This window comes from Desulfuribacillus alkaliarsenatis, assembly GCF_001730225.1.
Lineage (GTDB): Bacteria > Bacillota > Bacilli > Desulfuribacillales > Desulfuribacillaceae > Desulfuribacillus > Desulfuribacillus alkaliarsenatis.
Genome location: NZ_MIJE01000011.1, coordinates 70,153 through 90,204, shown reverse-complemented (window position 1 = coordinate 90,204; position 20,052 = coordinate 70,153). Strand labels below are relative to the sequence as shown.

17 protein-coding genes are annotated in these 20,052 nt (G+C 37.6%); 5 read left to right on the top strand and 12 right to left on the bottom strand.

Translation table 11 applies throughout. The features are described 5' to 3' along the window. Positions 1 to 43: 43 nt before the first annotated feature. A complete protein-coding gene (gene msrB, locus BHF68_RS06210; RefSeq protein ID WP_069642774.1) occupies positions 44 to 526 on the bottom strand; it encodes a peptide-methionine (R)-S-oxide reductase MsrB in 483 nt (160 codons plus the stop codon). Positions 527 to 681: 155 nt separating this feature from the next. Between msrB and BHF68_RS06205 the strand changes: the two genes are divergently transcribed. After that, the gene (locus tag BHF68_RS06205; protein ID WP_069642773.1) at positions 682 to 1,965 is read left to right on the top strand and encodes an L-lactate MFS transporter; all 1,284 of its coding nucleotides are present in this window, start codon (positions 682 to 684) and stop codon (positions 1,963 to 1,965) included. A 7-nt stretch (positions 1,966 to 1,972) separates the two neighbouring features. On the opposite strand, the gene BHF68_RS06200 is transcribed toward BHF68_RS06205, so the two are convergent. From BHF68_RS06200 to BHF68_RS06185, 4 genes are all read right to left on the bottom strand, one after another. Next, positions 1,973 to 3,790 carry an SLC13 family permease gene (locus BHF68_RS06200; RefSeq protein WP_084019250.1) on the bottom strand — a complete coding sequence of 606 codons (1,818 nt, stop codon included), beginning with the start codon at positions 3,788 to 3,790 and terminating at the stop codon, positions 1,973 to 1,975. A 49-nt stretch (positions 3,791 to 3,839) separates the two neighbouring features. After that, complete coding sequence (locus tag BHF68_RS06195; protein WP_069642969.1) at positions 3,840 to 5,186, bottom strand: aspartate aminotransferase family protein; 1,347 nt, start codon at positions 5,184 to 5,186, stop codon at positions 3,840 to 3,842. A gap of 133 nt (positions 5,187 to 5,319) precedes the next feature. Next, positions 5,320 to 7,092 (bottom strand): glycerophosphoryl diester phosphodiesterase membrane domain-containing protein, encoded by a 1,773-nt coding sequence (locus BHF68_RS06190; protein ID WP_069642772.1) that lies wholly within the window; start codon positions 7,090 to 7,092, stop codon positions 5,320 to 5,322. A gap of 132 nt (positions 7,093 to 7,224) precedes the next feature. Further along, positions 7,225 to 8,061 carry an ion transporter gene (locus BHF68_RS06185; protein ID WP_069642771.1) on the bottom strand — a complete coding sequence of 279 codons (837 nt, stop codon included), beginning with the start codon at positions 8,059 to 8,061 and terminating at the stop codon, positions 7,225 to 7,227. Positions 8,062 to 8,303: 242 nt separating this feature from the next. On the opposite strand from BHF68_RS06185, the gene BHF68_RS06180 reads away from it, so the two are divergent. Further along, on the top strand, positions 8,304 to 9,494 hold the full coding sequence (locus BHF68_RS06180) for a coenzyme F420-0:L-glutamate ligase (RefSeq protein ID WP_069642770.1): 1,191 nt from the start codon (positions 8,304 to 8,306) through the stop codon (positions 9,492 to 9,494). A 79-nt stretch (positions 9,495 to 9,573) separates the two neighbouring features. On the opposite strand, the gene BHF68_RS06175 is transcribed toward BHF68_RS06180, so the two are convergent. Together BHF68_RS06175 and BHF68_RS06170 are read right to left on the bottom strand one after the other, a co-directional pair. Beyond that, positions 9,574 to 10,911 (bottom strand): methyl-accepting chemotaxis protein, encoded by a 1,338-nt coding sequence (locus BHF68_RS06175; protein ID WP_069642769.1) that lies wholly within the window; start codon positions 10,909 to 10,911, stop codon positions 9,574 to 9,576. 159 nt (positions 10,912 to 11,070) lie between these two features. After that, positions 11,071 to 13,023, bottom strand: coding sequence for an ATP-dependent DNA helicase (locus BHF68_RS06170; RefSeq protein ID WP_084019248.1), 1,953 nt, complete (start codon positions 13,021 to 13,023; stop codon positions 11,071 to 11,073). Positions 13,024 to 13,223: 200 nt separating this feature from the next. Here BHF68_RS06170 and BHF68_RS06165 point away from each other — a divergent pair, with 200 nt between their 5' ends. Further along, entirely contained in the window at positions 13,224 to 13,724 is a 501-nt protein-coding gene (locus BHF68_RS06165; RefSeq protein ID WP_069642768.1) for an FAD-binding oxidoreductase/lyase, read from the top strand. 70 nt (positions 13,725 to 13,794) lie between these two features. Here the strand turns inward: BHF68_RS06165 and BHF68_RS15225 are convergent, their stop codons facing one another. After that, positions 13,795 to 13,977: a hypothetical protein gene (locus BHF68_RS15225; protein WP_141706240.1), complete on the bottom strand. Its 183-nt coding sequence runs from the start codon at positions 13,975 to 13,977 to the stop codon at positions 13,795 to 13,797. 355 nt (positions 13,978 to 14,332) lie between these two features. Further along, complete coding sequence (locus tag BHF68_RS06155; RefSeq protein ID WP_069642766.1) at positions 14,333 to 15,757, bottom strand: hypothetical protein; 1,425 nt, start codon at positions 15,755 to 15,757, stop codon at positions 14,333 to 14,335. A gap of 133 nt (positions 15,758 to 15,890) precedes the next feature. Between BHF68_RS06155 and BHF68_RS06150 the strand changes: the two genes are divergently transcribed. Both BHF68_RS06150 and BHF68_RS06145 read left to right on the top strand, forming a co-directional pair. After that, on the top strand, positions 15,891 to 16,340 hold the full coding sequence (locus BHF68_RS06150; RefSeq protein WP_069642765.1) for a hypothetical protein: 450 nt from the start codon (positions 15,891 to 15,893) through the stop codon (positions 16,338 to 16,340). Between the two features lie 48 nt (positions 16,341 to 16,388). After that, positions 16,389 to 17,117 carry a hypothetical protein gene (locus BHF68_RS06145; protein WP_069642764.1) on the top strand — a complete coding sequence of 243 codons (729 nt, stop codon included), beginning with the start codon at positions 16,389 to 16,391 and terminating at the stop codon, positions 17,115 to 17,117. A 61-nt stretch (positions 17,118 to 17,178) separates the two neighbouring features. Here BHF68_RS06145 and BHF68_RS06140 read toward each other — a convergent pair whose 3' ends face one another. Genes BHF68_RS06140 through BHF68_RS06130 form a run of 3 tightly spaced genes read right to left on the bottom strand, consistent with a single transcriptional unit; the run spans position 17,179 to position 19,967 of the window. Continuing rightward, a complete protein-coding gene (locus BHF68_RS06140; RefSeq protein WP_069642763.1) occupies positions 17,179 to 17,532 on the bottom strand; it encodes a DUF2200 domain-containing protein in 354 nt (117 codons plus the stop codon). 18 nt (positions 17,533 to 17,550) lie between these two features. Further along, positions 17,551 to 19,605: a M56 family metallopeptidase gene (locus BHF68_RS06135; RefSeq protein WP_069642762.1), complete on the bottom strand. Its 2,055-nt coding sequence runs from the start codon at positions 19,603 to 19,605 to the stop codon at positions 17,551 to 17,553. A 2-nt stretch (positions 19,606 to 19,607) separates the two neighbouring features. Further along, positions 19,608 to 19,967: a BlaI/MecI/CopY family transcriptional regulator gene (locus BHF68_RS06130; RefSeq protein WP_069642761.1), complete on the bottom strand. Its 360-nt coding sequence runs from the start codon at positions 19,965 to 19,967 to the stop codon at positions 19,608 to 19,610. Between the last annotated feature and the right edge of the window lie 85 nt (positions 19,968 to 20,052).

Below are 20,052 nucleotides of genomic sequence, written 5' to 3'. Positions count from 1 at the left end.
AGGTTTGTCAGTATAATATTTATTTCTGCTACTTATTTCTAACTTATTCGAATAACGACTTATATTCTCCGTACCCTTCCTCTTCCAGCTTATCATTCGGGATAAAGCGTAATGCTGCAGAATTTATACAGTATCGTAGACCCGTGGGCTGTGGCCCATCGGCAAATACATGCCCTAAGTGCGAATCTCCTACTTTACTTCGAACCTCTGTCCTTGGCTGGATTAGCTTATTGTCTTTATGCTCCGTTATATTATCTGGCGATAATGGCCCCCAAAAACTTGGCCAGCCAGTACCAGAATCATATTTCTGTACCGAGCTAAACAATGGTTCCCCTGAAACAATATCCACATATATTCCCTCTTGTTTATTATTCCAATACTCGTTGTTAAAAGGCTGTTCCGTCCCATCTTCTTGCGTAACACAATACTGAATTGGTGTCAGTCTGTGTTTTAGAATTTCTTTATTTTCTTTATTTTCTTTATTTTCTTTATTTTCTTTATTTTCTTCAGTTTGTTTTTTATCCATAATGCTACCTCCCTAAATAATTACTCACAATTTTTTCAAATTTTCTGTTTATTTATTATGAGCTTTACGTTATAATTGTTTACTATAACAGTTTTTGTTTTTATGCTACTGACTTATAACAGTATGTTAAATTTTCTAGCTGAAGGAGCGTTTACATGGAAACCAATAAGAACAGATGGCTTATAGCCCTGTCTGCTATATCAATCCATATATCTATCGGTGGTGCTTATGCTTATAGTGTTTATACTAATCCCATTCGTGATGCAATGGGCTGGTCAGTGACTGGTATCACATTGTCTTTTACAATTATGATGGCACTTGCTGGGTTCTCAGCTGCTTTCTTTGGTAGGTTCGTCGAATACAGTGGCCCTCGCAAGTCAGCAATTATTGCGGCTTTACTGTTCGGTGCTGGTCAGGCTGGATCTGGAGTTGCGATTGCTATTGATTCTTTACCATTATTTATCTTTATGTACGGGATAGCAAGTGGCCTAGGTTTAGGAATTGGTTATATATCTCCTGTGTCTACCCTAGTTAAGTGGTTCCCCGACAGAAGAGGTTTAGCTACAGGAATGGCCGTTCTCGGTTTTGGTATGGGTGCTTTGTTAACTGGTCCAGCAGCTGCACGCTTAATGGATGTTGTCGGCATATCCAGTACCTTTTATATTCTCGGTGCTTGTTATCTAGTATTAATGATTCTTGGTGCTTCATACATTGCTCCGCCACCTAAGGATTGGATGCCAGAGGGAATGCGTCAGGATATCGCATCTGGCAAAAGGGCTGTCATCAAGGACTTATCTCAATTAACAGCAAGGGAAGCCGTGAAAACACGACGCTTCTGGATGCTCTGGACAATTATGTTTATCAATACGACGGCAGGAATAATGATGATATCAGTAGCATCGCCAATGTCGCAAGAGGTCGTTGGATTATCTGCAGCCGCTGCTGCTACAATGGTTGGTCTTATGGGTATTTTCAACGGAGGTGGCCGACTGCTGTGGGCTGCTGTTTCAGATTACATCGGCCGCCCTACAGTATATATAATCTTCTTTACCTTACAGTTAATCGCGTTTATATCGATGCCGAACATTACTAGCGTTTTAATGTTCCAAGCATTCATCTTTATCATTGTTAGTTGCTATGGTGGCGGCTTCTCAAATTTACCTGCATTCATTGGTGACATGTTTGGTGTAAAACAGCTTGGCGCTATCCATGGATACCTATTAACCACTTGGTCACTAGGTGGGATTTTTGGACCTCTGTTAGTTTCACGAGTATTCGAAAGTACAGGTAGCTATATACCAGTATTTTATATCTTTACTGGTATGATTATGCTCGCCTTTGTGGTCGCGATTTTATTACAGCTTGATATTAAACGTATTGAAAAAGAGAACCAACAAACACAAAAAGTAGAAGCTGAAGTAGCCTATTCATCTAATTAGATTCTACTTAGAACGGGAAAAACACCGGTATCAATAACACAGCAATAATAGCAATTGTAATTTGGAGCGGAACTCCTACACGTACAAAATCTAAAAACGTATACTTCCCTGCTGCCATTACCATTGCATTTGGCGGCGTAGCTACCGGGGTAGCAAAGGCCATGCTTGCAGAATACGCAACTGCCATAACCATCGGCATTGGGCTTACGCCCATCTGCTGCGCCGTTAAAATAGCAACAGGGAATAGTAATACGGCCGTCGCGGTATTGCTTATGAACTGACTAAATATTGAAGTAACTACATATAAACCTGCTAGTACTGCCAATGGACCATATATACCCAGTGAGCCAATAAGGGTTTCAGATAAAAATTCGATACCACCTGTTTTCTCTAAGGCTGTAGCCATCGGTAGCATACTGGCTATCAAGACAACGGTTTGCCAGTTGATTGACCTATAAGCTTGATCTGTATGTCTAACACAGCCCGTAAGAACCATAATCATTGCCGCAATAACAACCGTAATAACAACAGGAAATACTTCAAACACCATTAATACTAACATTCCTAATATGATTAAACCTGCAATCGTAGACTTGTCAGGTTTTTTCTTTTCTACGGCTGGTTCAGAAGCATTTTTAAGCACTACCATATCGCTTTTTTCTTTCGATAATAAATCAATATCATCCCACTTACCATACACCAGTAAAGCGTCACCGTATTTAAGCTTCTCCTCATAACTATGCCTTCTGGCTTCTTCATACTGGTGCCTTAACGCTAAGACTGTAAGGCCGTACTTCTCTCGAAAACTAATATCTTTAAGGGATTGATTTGTAAGCCTTGATGTTGGGGTTAATATTACCTCTGCCAGGTTTGCCCCTTCTAACAAGTGTCCATCCAGTGTGTTATGTGACAACTTCTCCAAATTAATACCTTCTACAAACCTTGCAACTGCCTGTTCATCTGCATAAATAATCAACACATCGTTAGCTTCAATTGTGTAACTCGGCCCTACCGGTAGCCTGCGTTTTTTTGACTTTATAACTTCTAGTACGGTTACATCATATTTACTAGGCCACTGTAATTCTTTAATAACCTTGCCAACACTTTCATTTTCTGCTGGAACTCTTATTGGATGAATATATTTTATCGCTTGATATTGCTCAAGTAACTCTTCTACATTAAAAGGCTCAGCCCCGCCCGTCTCTTGCTCATGTGGTTTATCTAAGCGCTTTCTGCCAAAAAACCATAGAAATGCAATTCCAGTAAAAAGAAAAATTAATCCTAGTGGTGTAAATGAGAAAAAGTGCAGTCCTTCAAACCCGCTATCAATTAAACTTTGTCTAGCTATTAGGTTTGGTGCAGTACCTATTAATGTTAATGCTCCACCCATACTACTGGCAAAGGCCAACGGCATTAATAACCTACTAGGGTGAATTTGTAACTGCTGACATAGGCTAACGACAACAGGAAGTAAAATTGCAACCGTGCCTGTATTACTTATGAAGCCGCTAAGTACGGCTACTAAAACCATCATGAAAATCGTTAACCGAAATTCACTGTTACCTGTGCCTTTCAAAAGTGTGGTACCAGCTTTCTGAGCTAAACCCGTCTGAAATACACCTTCCCCCACAATAAACAACGCAGCAATCATTATGACAACACTATTAGCAAAGCCTGCAAATGCTTCTGGCACAGTTAAGAGCCCTGTCAAATAGAGGGCCAACAATGATGATAAGGCTACTAAATCCGCTCTAAACCTCGGGATTAAAAACCCGACAATTGTAGCTGCTAATATAAGAAACACTAGTTGCATATCTGTTAGCATTGTAACAACCCCACTTCCAAGCTACTTCTCAATTGAATTATATTCCAGCTTAGTTTGTCCAACCTTTCGCTACATTAAGCACATCATCAGGTATACTTCCTGCAATATATTCTTGAATCGATGCTTCAATACCATCTAGGGCAGTGTCTATTTGTTCTTTCGTTATTACTAGTGGAGGTTGAATTCGTAAAACTCCACCAGCAATAAACGCAATGATTACACCTTTCTCCCAGCTTCGATAACATATTTTAGCTGCTGCTTCTTTGTTTGGCTCTTTAGTATTTCTGTTCTTTACTAGATCAACACCAACAGACATGCCTTTGCCACGCACATCTCCTATTATTTCATACTTTTCTCGCATTTGTTCAAAGCGCTTTTTCATATACGCCCCTAACTCTTCAGCCTGCTTAATTAACTCTTCATTTTTGATTACATTTATAGTTGCCAATGCCGCCTTGCAACAAACTGGATTGCCCATAGTTGTAAATAAATGCGCAGGGGCTTCTAAAGAATGCATAATCTCTTCCCTCGCAACAATCGCACTCATTGGCATTCCCGATGCTATCGCTTTACCCATTACAATAATATCTGGCTCTATGCCAAAGTGTTCGATACTGAACCACTTTCCAGTCCTTCCGAAACCTTGTTGTATTTCATCTACAGCAAATAGCACTCCATTTTCTTTGCATAGATTATATAGCTTGTCTAAATACCTTTGTGGAGGCTCATTAACTCCGCTATCTCCAGCAATAGGTTCTATCAATATTGCTGCCACGTTATCTATAGGTATATAATTACTCAATGCTTCCTCTAGTTCTTTAAAACACTCTAGGTCACAGGTGGTATTATCAAGATTATATTTGCATCGATAACAATTAGGATAATTAATGTGATGCATATCTGGAACAATCGGCCCTATTTTCCTACGCATATTTAGGCTTATAGCTGAAAGCGACAACGACCCATAGGTTGCACCGTGGTAAGCGCCTACGAACGATATAATAATACTTCTACCCGTATAAGCCCTTGCGTGTTTAATCATACCGTCAATGGCGTCTGATCCAGAAAGGCCAAACACGACCCTTTTTTCAAAACTGCCTGGCGTTATATCTATTAGCTCTTGAGCGAGCTCAACTAATGGCTCGTGAAACATATATGCAGGTGTATAGTGTATGAACTTCTGTGCTTGTTGAGTGATTTCAGCAACTATATGAGGATGGGCGTGGCCCGTGTTTAAAGCTGCAGCGCTGGCTAACATGTCTATATATTGATTACCATCTACATCCTCTACTAAAGCACCCTGCCCCTTAGCTATTACTAACGGATAGTACGGCATTCTACCTGCCGACGAATATACTAGCTTGTCCTTCTCAACTATATCATTACATTTATCAATGGTTTTTTTCACATAATCACTTCCCGAAAGGTTTTCTAGTAGTTGAAATCTACGATTTCATTATATAGTCATACCTTTCTGATTGCCAGACCAATTTTGTCTCATTATAGCTAGACACCATAACCTCATCGACTTATATATTAGGTTCGATTAGTGCTCTAACTCGCTCTGGATAATCAGTTATAATCCCATCTATGTCATATCTAAGTACTTCTTTAATGTCTTGTTCGTGGTTGACAGTCCACACCCATATATCTCTGCCATCCCTACGGGCATTTTTGACAAATTGATTTGACAGCATACTTTGTTCTATAGCATAGTAGTCGACGTCTAGGGCTGACAAATTTCCTATTGCAAAAAACATAATTTGCCCCACTATAATATCTTGATTTAGGCTTCTCACATGCTGCAATACCTCATATTGAAATGATTGAACATAGGCTTCCCCTACCATGTTATGTCGCTCAATTTGTTCAACAATCCCTTCTGCTAATGCTCTGTTGGGACCATAAGGTTTTACATCTACTATGAGCTTCGCTTTTCCCTTAACCTCTAAAATTGCTTCTTCTAAGGTCGGTATCTTCTCCCCAGAGAATTCTTGTGAAAACCAGCTTCCAACCTCTAATCTGGTTAGCTGTTCATATGTCAAATCAGCTACCCGATACGGAACTCCAGCTACCCTTGTGAGGGTATAATCATGGTGCAATACGACAACTCCATCTCTCGTAATCTGCACGTCAATTTCAACAAAATCTACATCTTGATCTAGAGCCGCTCGGATACTACTAATTGAATTCTCTGGTGCATTAATAGGGTCTCCCCTATGGGCCGCTATCTCCACGCTTCTTCCTAAGTTTATAACGTCGCTACTGACATGATAATTCAACACAAAGGTTCCTACTAAATTAAAGATAACAATGAATATGAGCAGTTGCTTCCTCTTGCCGAAGAACCTGAACATTCTTTCTTCCATATTTGCAAGTCTAGTACTCTCGTATGTTTGCACGCTGCTATAAATCATAGGTGCTTGATTAATCGTTTTAGCTTGATAGAAGAGTCTCGTAATTACAATAATGTTGATTGGCGTCAGCAAGAGCGCAAGGATAAATGTTAAAAAACTCGATAGGGTAATTAAGTAGTTCTCTATAAAATAGTTCCTATCAATCACCCCTATTAGAGATGGCGCGAAACTTAATACAGCTATTAATAATATACCCAGAGCAGAAATAATGACGTTTAATGCCAATAGCGCAAATAGGATTCGTGTTTTATTGCTACGAGTTAGCTTATGGCTGGCTTTTATTGCATCAACAGTTGATTTGTTCTCAATAATGATGAAGTGCAGCGTAAAGAGCCACCTTATGAAAAAGTAGATTATAAGTATAAACCCAACAACATATAAGGACAATAACAGATAGGAGTCTACAATTTGATCCATTAAAAATGCTGGCATTTCTATACCTTCCATTAGCGTAGGAGAGAGTGACAAATCTATAAAAGGGATTAAGATTACTAAGAACAGTATCAATTGTAAAACACTAATCCTTAGAATTTTAGGAATGTATTTAACAGTAGTGATAACTGCTTCAATAATAGATACGCTCTTTTTAAGATATTGCTGATTGGCAATTACAATCAATACACCAAACTCTATAAATATTACAGTTACTGCTATCAACCCTATCACAAGCAACCCTATAACGCCTTCAATACTTAATACTATTTTGAAAACATCACTGTTTAACAGTGAGCTTGAACCCATAGCTATTAATGCTCTATTAAAGATATATGCTATTAATGGAACAAACAAAAAACTCGTTAATAGTAAGTATATAAATTCAAAAACTATATATTTTTTATATGTATATTTAAAGTCCTTATAGCTACTAGCCAGCAAACTTAGCATACATTAACCCCCTCATATACAAAGTATGCATGTACATTATTAATTTGCTTGCGTTTTTCCAAATAAAAAAGGATGCCTAGTTTTACCTTAGCATCCCTTAGATTATGTCTCAATTTTAAAAGTACTTTCACCTTACATATTGCGCTTGTTGTTATTCAAAAGTATTTGTTTTATTTCTTTGATATCATTCCTAAGTTCCAGGTTCTCTTTATAGAGCCGCTCCATATGAATCTCACGATTAGCCTCATCTTCCTGACCTAAGTAGCTAAGAATAACAGCTATTACAAGATTCAAAATAACGAGTCCTCCAATAACAATAAATGATACGAAGTACATCCATGCCCAAGGTATCTCGTTAATAACTGGTCTAGCGACCTGGCTAGCCCATGATTCGAAGGTTACAACTTGCATCAACGTAAAGAGCGATGTATGAAAGCTACCAAAAAACTCATACGGTAAAATATTCTTAAAATATGTTGTGCCAATAATTGCATAAATCGAGAAAATTAATGCCGACAACCCTACAATTCCGCCTAATGCTGGCAGGGACTTAAGCAAAGCGTCAATGATTTTACGTAGTGCAGGTATTGCAGGTATCATTCTTAATAAGCGTAGCACCCTTAATAGTCGGAGCGCACTGATGAACGGAGTTGTGTAAAAAATTATACTTCCTGATACAACGAAGAAATCAAAGACATTCCAGCCGTTTTTCGCATACCTTTTAACTCCGAGACCATATACTTTAACTACTAGCTCGACTACAAATATCCAGACAATGATTCGATCTAAATAGAGTAGGAATCGATTCCCCGTTAAATATGTCTCGGTAATAATAATCAGCCCATTAAGCACTATTATTGCTATTACTATTTTTTGAAATACTTCGTTTTCAACTAACTCTCTTATTCTATTTTTAAGATTAGGATTACTACTATTGCTATCTACTTGTGTAGATTTCTCTGTCTCCATATAGTTATTCACCAGTCCCCGCACGTCAATTATAACTATTTTAATAATTCTATTCTACCAGCATCCTAGCTTTCTGTCATTATTTTTTCTTATTTATCACATAGGAAAAGTTAGCATTAACCAATAATGTCTTAGAAGTTTAATAAAAATTATTTTTTTCTTATATAAGTGCACAAAGTATAGTAAAATAAGACTTAAAATTGTACATACATAATTATGTATACTCGTAAGGAGAGATAATATTGGACAGAGTAGTTGGAACAGTGGTACGCGGCCTCCGCGGACCCATAATTAACAGAGGAGATAACATTGAGCAAATAGTAGTTGATACAGTTTTAAATGCAGCCAAAATCGAAGGCTTTTCTATTGATGACCGTGATATTGTAACTATTACTGAATCAGTTGTAGCCCGTGCACAAGAAAACTATGCGACGATTGACGACATTTCAGATGATATTAAATCCAAGTTTGCAGATGATACTATAGGTGTGATTTTCCCGATTCTAAGTCGTAACCGATTTGCAACCTGTCTACGAGGTATTGCTAGAGGGGCAAAGAGTATAACCTTAATGCTCAGCTATCCATCTGATGAAGTAGGTAATCACCTAGTTGACATCGATGAGTTAGATATAAAAGGTGTAAACCCATGGACTGATGTTTTAACAGAAGCTGAATTTCGTGAGCATTTTGGTTATAAAAAACACACTTTCACTGGTGTGGACTATATCGAATATTATAAAAGCTTAATTGAAGCTGAAGGCGCCACCTGCCAAATCATCTTCTCAAATAATCCGAAAACAATACTTGATTATACGAAAAGCGTGTTAGCCTGTGATATTCACACACGCTTTAGAACAAAACGAGTTTTAAATGCTAATGGTGCTGAGAAAGTATTTGACCTTGCAGATATTCTTTCCGAATCAATCAACGGCTGTGGCTGTAATTATGCATATGGTTTGCTCGGTTCAAATAAAGCAACAGAGGATAGTGTAAAACTATTCCCAAATGACTGTCAGCCTTTAGTTGATAATATTCAAGCCAAAATCAAAAAAGCAACTGGTAAAACAGTTGAAGTCATGATTTATGGAGACGGTGCATTTAAAGATCCTGTCGGAAAGATATGGGAGCTGGCTGATCCTGTGGTATCACCTGGCTACACTGCAGGCCTTGACGGAACTCCCAATGAAGTAAAACTAAAGTATTTAGCAGATAATAACTTCTCTCACCTTCGTGGAGACGAGCTAAAACAAGCAATTTCTGCTTATATTGGCAACAAAGAGGATGATTTAGTCGGGAAAATGGAAGCCCAGGGTACCACACCTCGTAAATTAACTGATTTAATTGGCTCTTTATCTGATTTAACATCAGGTAGTGGAGATAAAGGTACTCCGATGATTTATATTAAAGGATATTTTGATAATTATACTAAGTAGAGCTATTCATGCAAAAGGATGCCTCCCAAATATTAGGGGCATCCTTTTATGTTTACATTAGCAAAATATAAACTATATTTTAAGTTTTCACCTGTACAAGACCTTCTATTGCAATTACTTTTCCTTTATCATCAAATACGGGAAACTCTGTTATTTCCGCCATGCACTTTGTATCATCTTTCTTAAGCAGTTCTAAATTATATTTAGGTTGTTGGACGCCCTTTATTGATAGCTCCGTATGTTCCAGGCCTTTCGCATTAATTGGATTATCGGTTATAAAATCTTCAAAATTCTTCATGAATTCTTGAACAGTATAACCAAGTACACCTTCAACAGATTTTGTTACGTATTCAAAAACTCCTTCAACATTATGTTTGTAGAAAATGTACCCATATTCACCGCTAGTACCAGCAATATTTTTCATTTGAGTTACTATATGCGTTGCAGCATTGTTTGATTGTTTAGACAAACGTTCGGCGTTATCTGAAACCATCTTACTGTTATCCAGAGTTCTTAACGCCATAACGTCAACACTTTCTGATGCTGCTAAAATCTCTTCCGATCCTGCCAACTGTTCTTCTGTAATACTAGCAATATCATGTGTAAATTCATTAACTGATTTTATTTCATTTACAATTACATTCAGTTGTTGTTGCACTTCATTTATAGAAATTATCATCTCTTCAAAAACAGTATCTGTTTCCTTTACCGATGTTTGAACGTGCTGCATACTTTGTTTGTTTGATACTGTATCATTTAATGCTTTTTTTGTAGTAACTTCTACATCTAGTATTAACTTTTCTATATTTTGTGTCGCTTTTGTAACATCTTCAGCTAATTTTCTAATTTCTTGAGCTACTACCGAAAAACCTTTTCCATATTCTCCTGCTCTTGCTGCTTCAATTGACGCGTTTAAGGCTAGTAAGTTTGTTTGCCTTGCTATGTTTTCTATTACTTGTATTATACTCTTAATCTCTGCTGTAGAGGCATCCACCTCTTTCATAGATTCTGATAGCTGAGCAATTGATTTCATAACAACGCTAACATAGTTATCCGTATTTTCCATTGATTTTTGACCTTGTTGAGATATATTTACCATATGAGTTGTTTTACTTCTAACAATCTCACTTTTTTCTGAAGTGCTAGCTATATTATCAGAGAGCTTCATTATACTAGTAGTAATTTCTTCAGTTCCTTTAGTAAATTCCTTTATCGTAGCTAGCAATTCCGCCATAGCTGTAGATTGATTTCGAGCAGTTTCACCCATTTCTTCCGTAGATTCTATTGTGGAATTTACTATTTGATTGATTTCTACTATTATTAGTGTCATTTGATCTAATAATTCTTTAATCCTAGTATCTTTTTCCTTTATCACTAGTTTTTCTTCGGCTTTATTTCCCTTAATAAACTGTATCATTAGCCACCTCTTTTCTTTCATTTTGCCTACATATCATGCTTGTAGACATAGGCTTGTCTACTATACATTTAGTTTGTTAATTATACTATATTTATCGTTTATTATAGTAGTAATATTAGGCAGCGTACAGTAATTGTCTGCCAATTTTATGAGTAGAGTTTAAATACCACTTAATTTTTCAATTTTAGCTCCTGGGGGTAAAGCACCTAGAACAACTTTTTCCCATGGTGTTCCGATAACTGGTTCCATAATAACTATTGAACCTCGATCATCCTTTGTTCTAATAAGTCTGCCGCAGCCTTGTTTAAGTTTAAGCCCCATTTCAGGATAGTCTACTGAAATCAGTGGATTCAATCCTTCTTCTACTGCATCTTTACGTTGAGCCTCAACCAAAGGATCTAATGACGGAAATGGGAGCTGCCATACTACGACTAAAGATAATGATTCACCAGGTACGTCTATTCCTTCCCACAAGTTAGCACCAATCAGTACTGATGATACTTCCTCTCGAAATTTTCGAACTATGTATCCCCGTTCTCCTTTATCCTCCCAAAAAACTTCAAAAGGCAACTCATAACACTTTAATGCTTTCCTAATTTTCCGAACTTCTTTTATGGAATTGGTTAGTACTAAGGCTCGTCCTCCATTTTGTTTCAGCAAAGATACTAACTGTTCTATGCCACGAGTAAACCTAACATCTTCAGAGGTCTCTGACATTGCATCAGATAAATAGACAACAACCTGTTCTTTGAGGTTAAACGAGCTTCCAACAGTTGAACTTGATGGATTTTTCAAACCAAGTGTACGTGAAAAGTAACTAAAATCCCCTTCATTACTTAAAGTTGCCGAAGTAAATACTACAGGTATTTTCTTTTGAAACAAGTGTATATCTAGCAACTCACTTAAATTACGGGGAACTACCCAAAAACTTTCATCAAGTTGATCTACCCATGTGATTACATCTCTACTATCATTTTCGCCAAACCAATCTAATGCCATCATTGCCTTTTCTATTTGATTTTCATATGTTTGCAACATCCTTATTGTTAGTGATTCTGTATATAGTTCTAGTTCAACTTGTAGCTCCATTAGCAATCGATCTAATAGCTTATGGAAAGCACCTGCTGCTTTAAGCAGTTTATTGTCTACTTTAATTGGCAAACGATGTGAAAGGTCATCTTCAACTACACAGCTATTAAGTGCTTCGAAAAAATCTATTGAAACATTCTCTAAAGCAACTACAGTCGAAATTAAAGAATCTCTTGCTCCCTGTATTTGTTCTAACGAATAGATAATATTATCGATTACTTCTTTATTAATTTGTTGTCCTGCCATCATCGCTGCAGGAAGTATAACTTTATGCCCCTCATCAAAAATAACTAAAGAATAATTGGGGAGTAGCGGTAATTTGCCATCTGCAATACGATCGTCTCGAGTCCATAAATCTTCAAAGAAGATCCCACGGTCAGCAATAATCAAATCCCTAGCTGGCCGATATTTTTCTCTAGCCTTTACAAGCTTGCAAAACCCGCTGCTAGAGCACGTGTCACACGCTACATTTTCATCCCATGCGATCTGCTTCCAAACTCGGTCAGGTATAGAAGGTATCTCTGTACGTTCACCAGTTTTTGTTTTCGCTATCCATTGGTTAATCTCATTAGAGTACTTATTATCTACAATAATATTTTTAGAGTCATTAAATCGCTCATCACAAATATATTGACGTTGGTCTTTTGCCATTCGCACATCAACATCTAACTCTAGTGCGTTTGAAAGTGTAAAAATATCACCATTTGGTCCTGCCAGTTGTTCTTGAAGAGCTGCTGAAGCACTTACAATAACTGCCGGTTTTCCGCTAAAACGAGCATAGGCTATTGCTGATAGTAAGTAAGCGTATGTCTTCCCTGTGCCTAGTCCAGCTTCCGCTAAGTGAACTTTTTTATTACTAACTGCATCTGCAATTTGAAAAGCAGTATATATCTGTTCTTCACGCACTTCGTATCCGTGGTCTGGGAGAATATCATAAAAAACATCCCCAATCCAATTGGCCAATTCAGTTGGAAAATCTTCTTTGCCCCGATATGCAAAAGGTACTTTCATTCTTACAGACAAACTTTATTCCTCCTACTGTAACTAAATATATTAACGATCTCCTAAGAGTGCTGTTCTATCATACTATAGAATAACCATTTAGTAGCCATTTATTTTCTAGGATCTTGATTTGGCCAATGTACTTTTTTGAATTCTAAATAACGGATTGGAAATATTATTAGTATGTAACTTAAGACTAGGGGGACTCAAATGGCGAGAAAATGTTTACAAAATTGATCAATAGTTTTGGGAAAGATTATATCGATCGACATTTGCAGTTACTTAGTGGAGCCATTAATGAAATCGAGTCAGCCTCAACGACCGTAGAAATCGATTACGAATTCTCTCGACGGGATACTCTCTATTCCGCTAGCTGTGAAGAGGATGTCGCAAGCTTACTAGCAGAGTATAATTTATTAAAGCAACATGGCTTTGAACTATCTTTTTTAACTAAAAAAGACATCGAGTCTAAATATCCATTTAGTAGACCTGCAGCAACCTATGGGCTTCCTATCATCGGTATTTACGATGAATATCCTAATTGTTATTTCCTGTTTGGATTTGGCGACAACGGGACTGTATATAGCCAACTGCTGTCAAAAATAATTGTTGAGGATATAGTCGAGGGTAGCAGTCCTGACATAGTTCTGTATTTGCAGGACCGCCCATTACTTGCGAAAAAATTTAAGATGCAACCTTATTTGAGCCAAGTGTTTGGATAATCAATCCATACTGGTAGCTTTGTATTAGCAGTCAGTCCATTTCTTTATTATAATACGAAGATTATTATTTCTAATGAATTCCATTACATTCGCGATAAACTTCAAGTACGGCCTTATTCACAATAGTCCCGAAATACGCTGTAAAAACACTAGCTATGAAAATACCTACTATACCAATCTGTACAAGCATGGAAATGCCAAAACTAATTAGAGAAAATAGTAGCCCAAAGAAGAAAGCCATTTTTATCGTCAATCCTAGATGCTCCCAGAGGAACTCATGCCCTTTTTTAAAGTTTTGCAGGATACTCCCTTTATCAAGGATTATCGAAAATTTCACATAAAATAAGAGAACTGTCAAAAAAGATAGATAGTACAGACCTTTTTGAACAAACATTAATACAAAGGGAATCATCAATACACACTGTAGAACAAAAAATTTGAACCAATAGCGGTTGCCCAATACAAAGAAGTCTCGAATCGTAGCTTCTGCGGAATCTACTTTACTTAGTGCGCCAAGATACCCCCCCCACGAACAAAGCTAACAAGTAGAATGACTGATATCGTTAGGAATATAGTAAAGGGATTCATAATTTATATAATGTATGAACCTATGAGCTATTAATTAACACTGATTTAACCGTAATAACTACTCGATATTCCTCGCTTAAAGGCTGGTTTAAATTAATTGCTTTAGTAATTCCTTGTACTATATTATCTCCACTGCTACTAATGGCTATCTCCGTATTCTTATAGTCACCAACATTACCAATAAGCTGTTGCTGTTGATTATACACTTCGGCAAAATAATGGAATGTTACAGTTTGCGTGCTATCGACAAAACGTGTAGTTAGCAGGTCAAAATAAATTTGTAATTGATTATTCGCACTGGAGTACCCCACCACTTGAATATAAGTTGGATAAGACTTTTCTAAGGAAGTATAGCTTCCATGTCCATCAATCTTAGGTGTGGCTTTTATCATTAATGAATTGCTGGTTGCACTAGATGCGCTCTTAATGCCCGATGATAATACAGTTACCGAAAAGAATACATCGCCATCTAGTGAGTAGTTATCGTTATTAAAACTCAGAATAGCTCGCGCCTGAGTAGGTGTATCCCTTACCACTGTTCCTATAGATACACCATGCGGCGCATTGTTTAACTGTATGTCGTATGAATTTAAAGTAGATTGAAAAAATCCTTCATTAATAGTTAAGTTGATGACAGAGCCTTGAAGGTTTTTCTCATACAACAGACTTGGATTTGTTGTAGCATAGATATTTATATTACCATCAACTAGATAAAAAATAGGGATTGCATTACTATTCAAATCGAGACTTCCCCTAGTGGCTTCTTTTAGTACTGTAATCGTAAAGTCTAGATAATGCTTATCAATTTCTCCTGTAAAGGCTAACTCGAGAAAACCCATATTTCTATATGAGTTATTCCTGTTGAAGCCAACAACCGTTAAAACTGGGGGCGCATTATTTAATATGAATGAGTTGAGTGAAGCATTTGGGACAAACTCTTCGTTAGTTAAAGTGAGTCTAAGCATGGCACCATGAATGTTGTTTTGGGTCAAGGGCGAGTCAATAGCTTCTGCTGATAAAGTGATGTCTGAGCCAAGTGTCTGCTCGTCTACAGTCTCAGTATCCTCATATTCTTTATTTTCTTCAGGTTCTTCCATCACCTGTATATCCTCTTTCTCGATGTTCTCCGCTTCTTTTGTACCCTCAACATCTTCGACATTCTCCGCTTCGTCTATTCCCCCATTGTCTTCAGTACCACCAGTGTATTCAGCATCCTCGTTGTTCTCGATTTCATCAGTGTAACCTGTGCCTTCGCTACCTCCACTATTTCCATCATCACTATTATATCCATTATCTTCATATGCTTCAGTAGTTACAGTTTTTCCTTCGTCAATATAGGTAGTATCTGGTGAGTCTGCACTTCCTGTAGGTGCTTTAATAGCATGCAGCGGTATAGCTAAAAAGATAATTATTATATAGATAATTACTCGTCTTTTCCATAGCATAGCAAGCATTCCTTTCTTAAAAACTCTTATTAGTAATATATTGTGCGGATTTTACGTGGCAACTGACAAACAAACAGTCAACATAATAATTCATGAATAAGCTATTAGAAAGAAAGATTGGGAGGTGAAAGCGGTGAAGAGAACATATAAGCTTTGCATAGCTGCTTTGATAGGAATCGTCGTTTTTGCAACCGTATTTGGTCAAACATATACTAAGGCGACACCATTTAATGAAACAGTAGAAGGAGCAGGTAACTACTTTATACTGGGGACATCTTATCCTACTAGCATACAAATTGCAGGCTATGATGCTAGAGCTGACATGATATATTTGAATTTCCGCTTGGAAACGACAAAATCAATAGGTATCAATGAAACACCGACATTCTATTATTTTGTAGAAATATTTGATAATGAGAGTAGATTGCTAGCTAATTTAGGTAGCTTTTCTGATTTAGAAGAAGCACCTGCTTATGAAGCAGGCAATGACTTTGTAAGCTTAGAACATATCAATTTACAGCTATCTAGTCCATTGACGACTTCCTATAGAGTTGTTGTAACAGTAGAGAGTATAGCAACATAGTAGCGGTATATTTAGAGTGATTAGATATAGCTAGAGTTGGAGGATTGTATGTATACACAAAAAACTTTAATAATGCTAGTGATTGGCTTGAGCCTAGCCTTGTTAGTATTAGCTTGCGTTGGGTGGTTGTTAGAGCTTAGGGCGATTCCAGAGCCTGTAGTTTACTTTAGTGACGAGTTCCAATCACTGGATAATTGGACCGTAATTGACACCACATGGCTGACAGAGTTCTCTGAGCGTCAAGGAGTAGCGGCATTAAGCAGACATCTATATGTTGCTCCGAATATACATCGTGATATCCAGCTAGAAGAATCGCCACCAGACAATGTGGTGTGGCACTTTTCAACTAGGATAGATTCGTTTACAGAAGAAGCATTCACACTTGGTGGAATTTACTTTCCTACGGAATCGGTAGTGATAGTGATGGATAGAAAAGGGAAGATTGGAGTTGCCGGAAATATATTTGAAATACCAAAGTACACTAGTACTAGAAGACATGTTATATCGAAAGAAAAATGGCACGAGGTATATGTGCATATAAATAACAGCGACAAAGCAATTAATATTTACCTTGATAATGCTATAGTTTATAGAGGGGAGTGGAATAGCCCGAGCTATCCTGTGAAAGAGCTAAGGCTAGGAACTGTATGGTTAAAAGGGGCAGGTGAATACGGAGCGCCAACAAGCGTTTATTACGACCAAGTGAGTATTGCTAACGAGGGGATTCTGCCACGTCCGACACTAGCTAGTTATATACGCAGCCTACTAAACGGATAGTCATAAAGAAACACCGCCCTTCTAATTTTTTATCTTAGAGGTCGGTGTTTCTTTGTTATTCTTATCGTTTTCTCAAAATCTTCTCCATCGCTTTTCCCTTTGCTAACTCATCAATCAGCTTATCTAGATAGCGAATTTCCTGCATTGTTGGCTCTTCGATGTCTTCCACTCGGACACCACAGACAACACCTTTAATCATAGTTCGAGAAGGATTTAACTGAGGAGCTTGTGCAAAGAAAGTCTCAAAGTCTGTCTGATTCTCCAGTTGCTTTTCCAACTCTTCCCGACTATAGCCTGTCAACCAATAGATAATTTCATCAACTTCTGCCTTCGTGCGTCCTTTTTTCTCAGCCTTCGCAATATACATTGGATAGACTTTTGCGAAACTCATTGTATAGATGTGATGTTTGGTCATAATATCCTCCTTAGCTTATTAGGGTACATATACCTCTGTAATACTTATAACATATCCATCCTTAGTAACAACTGTATATGGAGGTGCATAATTCGAATATTGTTCTAGACTCTCGATGAACTGCTCCATATTAACAGATTTATGATAAATCTCTGCACCCCAGTCTATAATCTTGTATTCCGTTTCCTCTGTTACCTGATGAAACATTGGATAGCTGTTAGGGTTTTGGTAGATGTAGAAGCCGTTAGGCATCATATAGTTAGGATCAATATCTAACTCTCTTAGCCTATCCGTATCCCCTAATGTCAGCCACTCAATTTGCTCCAAATGAAAAGAGGATTTGGTGAATTCATCTACTGTAAAATTTGATATATATCCAATATAACTACTTTCTGGTGTTTGATAGAAATCCTCTATAGTAGCATTGTTAATTGGTTCTAATTTATCAAGTGTTACTCTTTGACCTAGTTCATTGTTTATGAAATCAAGCGCCACCTGTAATGGGTCTAAAAGCGACATATCAATGCCAGCATCTACCCGCTCTTGTAGCTCCCTATAGTAATCTGCTTTAAAACCATCCGTGTTTGGCATTTCATAATACAAATTACCGTTCCCATCCATCCAGCGTTCTACACACCACATGCCTTCGTCGCCTTGCAATACTGGCTGTGATAACAATAACTGCGATGTTTCTCCTGATGATAATGGAAATTTCACAACTATATGATTTCCGCTATAGGTAACCCTAGGCAATATACCTTTCCCCTCTAAGAATCTCTGGAGAGCCATTTCTTGACCAGATATTTTAGTAAAATCTGCTTCGCCACTTCTCATCATGCCTAAATACTGAAGCTTAGAGCCTTGATAGGAAAACACAAGCATCGGCTTACCCATGCTTTCATCTTCTGTAATCCAACCATCAATTTCATTCATGCCGCCTGCTAGTAAAACATTGTTAATATCATCAGGCTGCAAACGATATTCAAGACGCCAGATTTCCACAGTTGATGGAAGTATATGATCAAAGGAAGTAACTTTTTCAAGTCTAGTAATTTCACGATTAATAATGCTATAAGCACCTGCTAGAAATTCGATACGCTCATCAATAACTTTATTTGCATAATCTTCTATAGTCAGTGAGCTATCTTGAGGATTACTCATAAGCCCAAAACTCATAACCACTACTAAAATACCCACTATTATAACAACCCAAAAGGCTGGCTTTTTATAATGCAAAACATTCATTATGCGACCCTTAGTATTGTTCTCTCCAAATGCTAGCGGACACCCACCAATAATCCTCCTGCCCGTAGATAGGGCTAGTAATGAAGTGGAATAATCCTTTTTAATCCCATTGCCCATTTGTTTGATGACACTTTCATCACAGGACATCTCCATATCCTCACTCATTAGTATGAAAGCAACCCAAACCAGGGGATTAAACCAGTGAATACTAAGCACTAGAAAAGCAACGGGCTTAAATACATGGTCAAACCTGCTAATATGTGTCTGTTCGTGCCTGATAATATACTCTTTTTCTTTTTCTGATAGTCCTGTTGGAAGATAAATCTTCGGGCTAATTATACTGAATATAAATGGTGTCTTAATCCAATCCATTTCGTAAACATTATCATAAACATGTGTTGCTGCCTTCAGCCTGTTGGACAATTTAATCGCAGTAAAAATACTATAAGTAAGCAAAGCAACAATACCAATAATCCATATCACTTCGCCCAAGGCTATCCAGACCTGCATAGGATTCACACTTGCCTCTACCGCTGGTGCAGGCAGGGCTCTATTTACTGCTTGGTCGATAACCGTTATGCCACTATCTATGCGCGGTGCTTGTGAAGTAGCTATATCTGTGTTAAAAGTCTGAGTGTTACCAGGTAAAAGGCTAAATACACTTTCGAAGGAAAAAGGGCTCACAAGCCGAAATAAAACTACAGACCACAGAGCATAGGAGAAAATCTTAGGGAGCTTTTTAAGAAACAGCCTTGCTATGATAACAAACAAGATAACATAGCTAGCTGTAATACTCATATTTAAAACCTGCAAAAACAGCGTATCCACAGCTACTCCTCCTTATGCTGATCAATTAGTTTTTGTAATTCATCAATTTCCTGGTCACTTATTTTTTTGCTTCGAGTAAATGCCGCTAAAAACTTTGGCAAAGACCCGTCAAATGCATCTTCTACAAATTGTTTGCTTTGACCAGCATAAAAATCTTCTTTAGTAATTAGCGAACTCACAGTACCATTATCATTTGCAAAGATTTGTTTGCCCTCAAGACGCTTCAACATCGTGTACGTGGTCGACTTCTTCCAGTCAAACTCCTGCTCGCACAGCTTAACTAATTCTCCCGACGCAATAGGCTCTTTCAACCAAATCAGATCAGCAAACTTCGCTTCCGCATCCGTAAATCTATATTCCATAGCATAGCACTCCTTTTGGTCTACAAGTTATAGACCTTTCATGGCTTCAGTTTACAACCTGTAGACCACTTTGTCAAGAAACAAG

Coding starts and splice junctions, on each gene's coding strand:
- BHF68_RS06175 (WP_069642769.1), bottom strand. CDS start 10,911: ATGATACAGTTTATTAAGGGAAATAAAGCCGAAGAAAAACTAGTGATA.
- BHF68_RS06200 (WP_084019250.1), bottom strand. CDS start 3,790: ATGCTAACAGATATGCAACTAGTGTTTCTTATATTAGCAGCTACAATT.
- BHF68_RS06165 (WP_069642768.1), top strand. CDS start 13,224: ATGTTTACAAAATTGATCAATAGTTTTGGGAAAGATTATATCGATCGA.
- BHF68_RS06140 (WP_069642763.1), bottom strand. CDS start 17,532: ATGACCAAACATCACATCTATACAATGAGTTTCGCAAAAGTCTATCCA.
- BHF68_RS06155 (WP_069642766.1), bottom strand. CDS start 15,757: ATGCTATGGAAAAGACGAGTAATTATCTATATAATAATTATCTTTTTA.
- BHF68_RS06185 (WP_069642771.1), bottom strand. CDS start 8,061: ATGGAGACAGAGAAATCTACACAAGTAGATAGCAATAGTAGTAATCCT.
- BHF68_RS06130 (WP_069642761.1), bottom strand. CDS start 19,967: ATGGAATATAGATTTACGGATGCGGAAGCGAAGTTTGCTGATCTGATT.
- BHF68_RS06205 (WP_069642773.1), top strand. CDS start 682: ATGGAAACCAATAAGAACAGATGGCTTATAGCCCTGTCTGCTATATCA.
- msrB (WP_069642774.1), bottom strand. CDS start 526: ATGGATAAAAAACAAACTGAAGAAAATAAAGAAAATAAAGAAAATAAA.
- BHF68_RS06190 (WP_069642772.1), bottom strand. CDS start 7,092: ATGCTAAGTTTGCTGGCTAGTAGCTATAAGGACTTTAAATATACATAT.
- BHF68_RS06145 (WP_069642764.1), top strand. CDS start 16,389: ATGTATACACAAAAAACTTTAATAATGCTAGTGATTGGCTTGAGCCTA.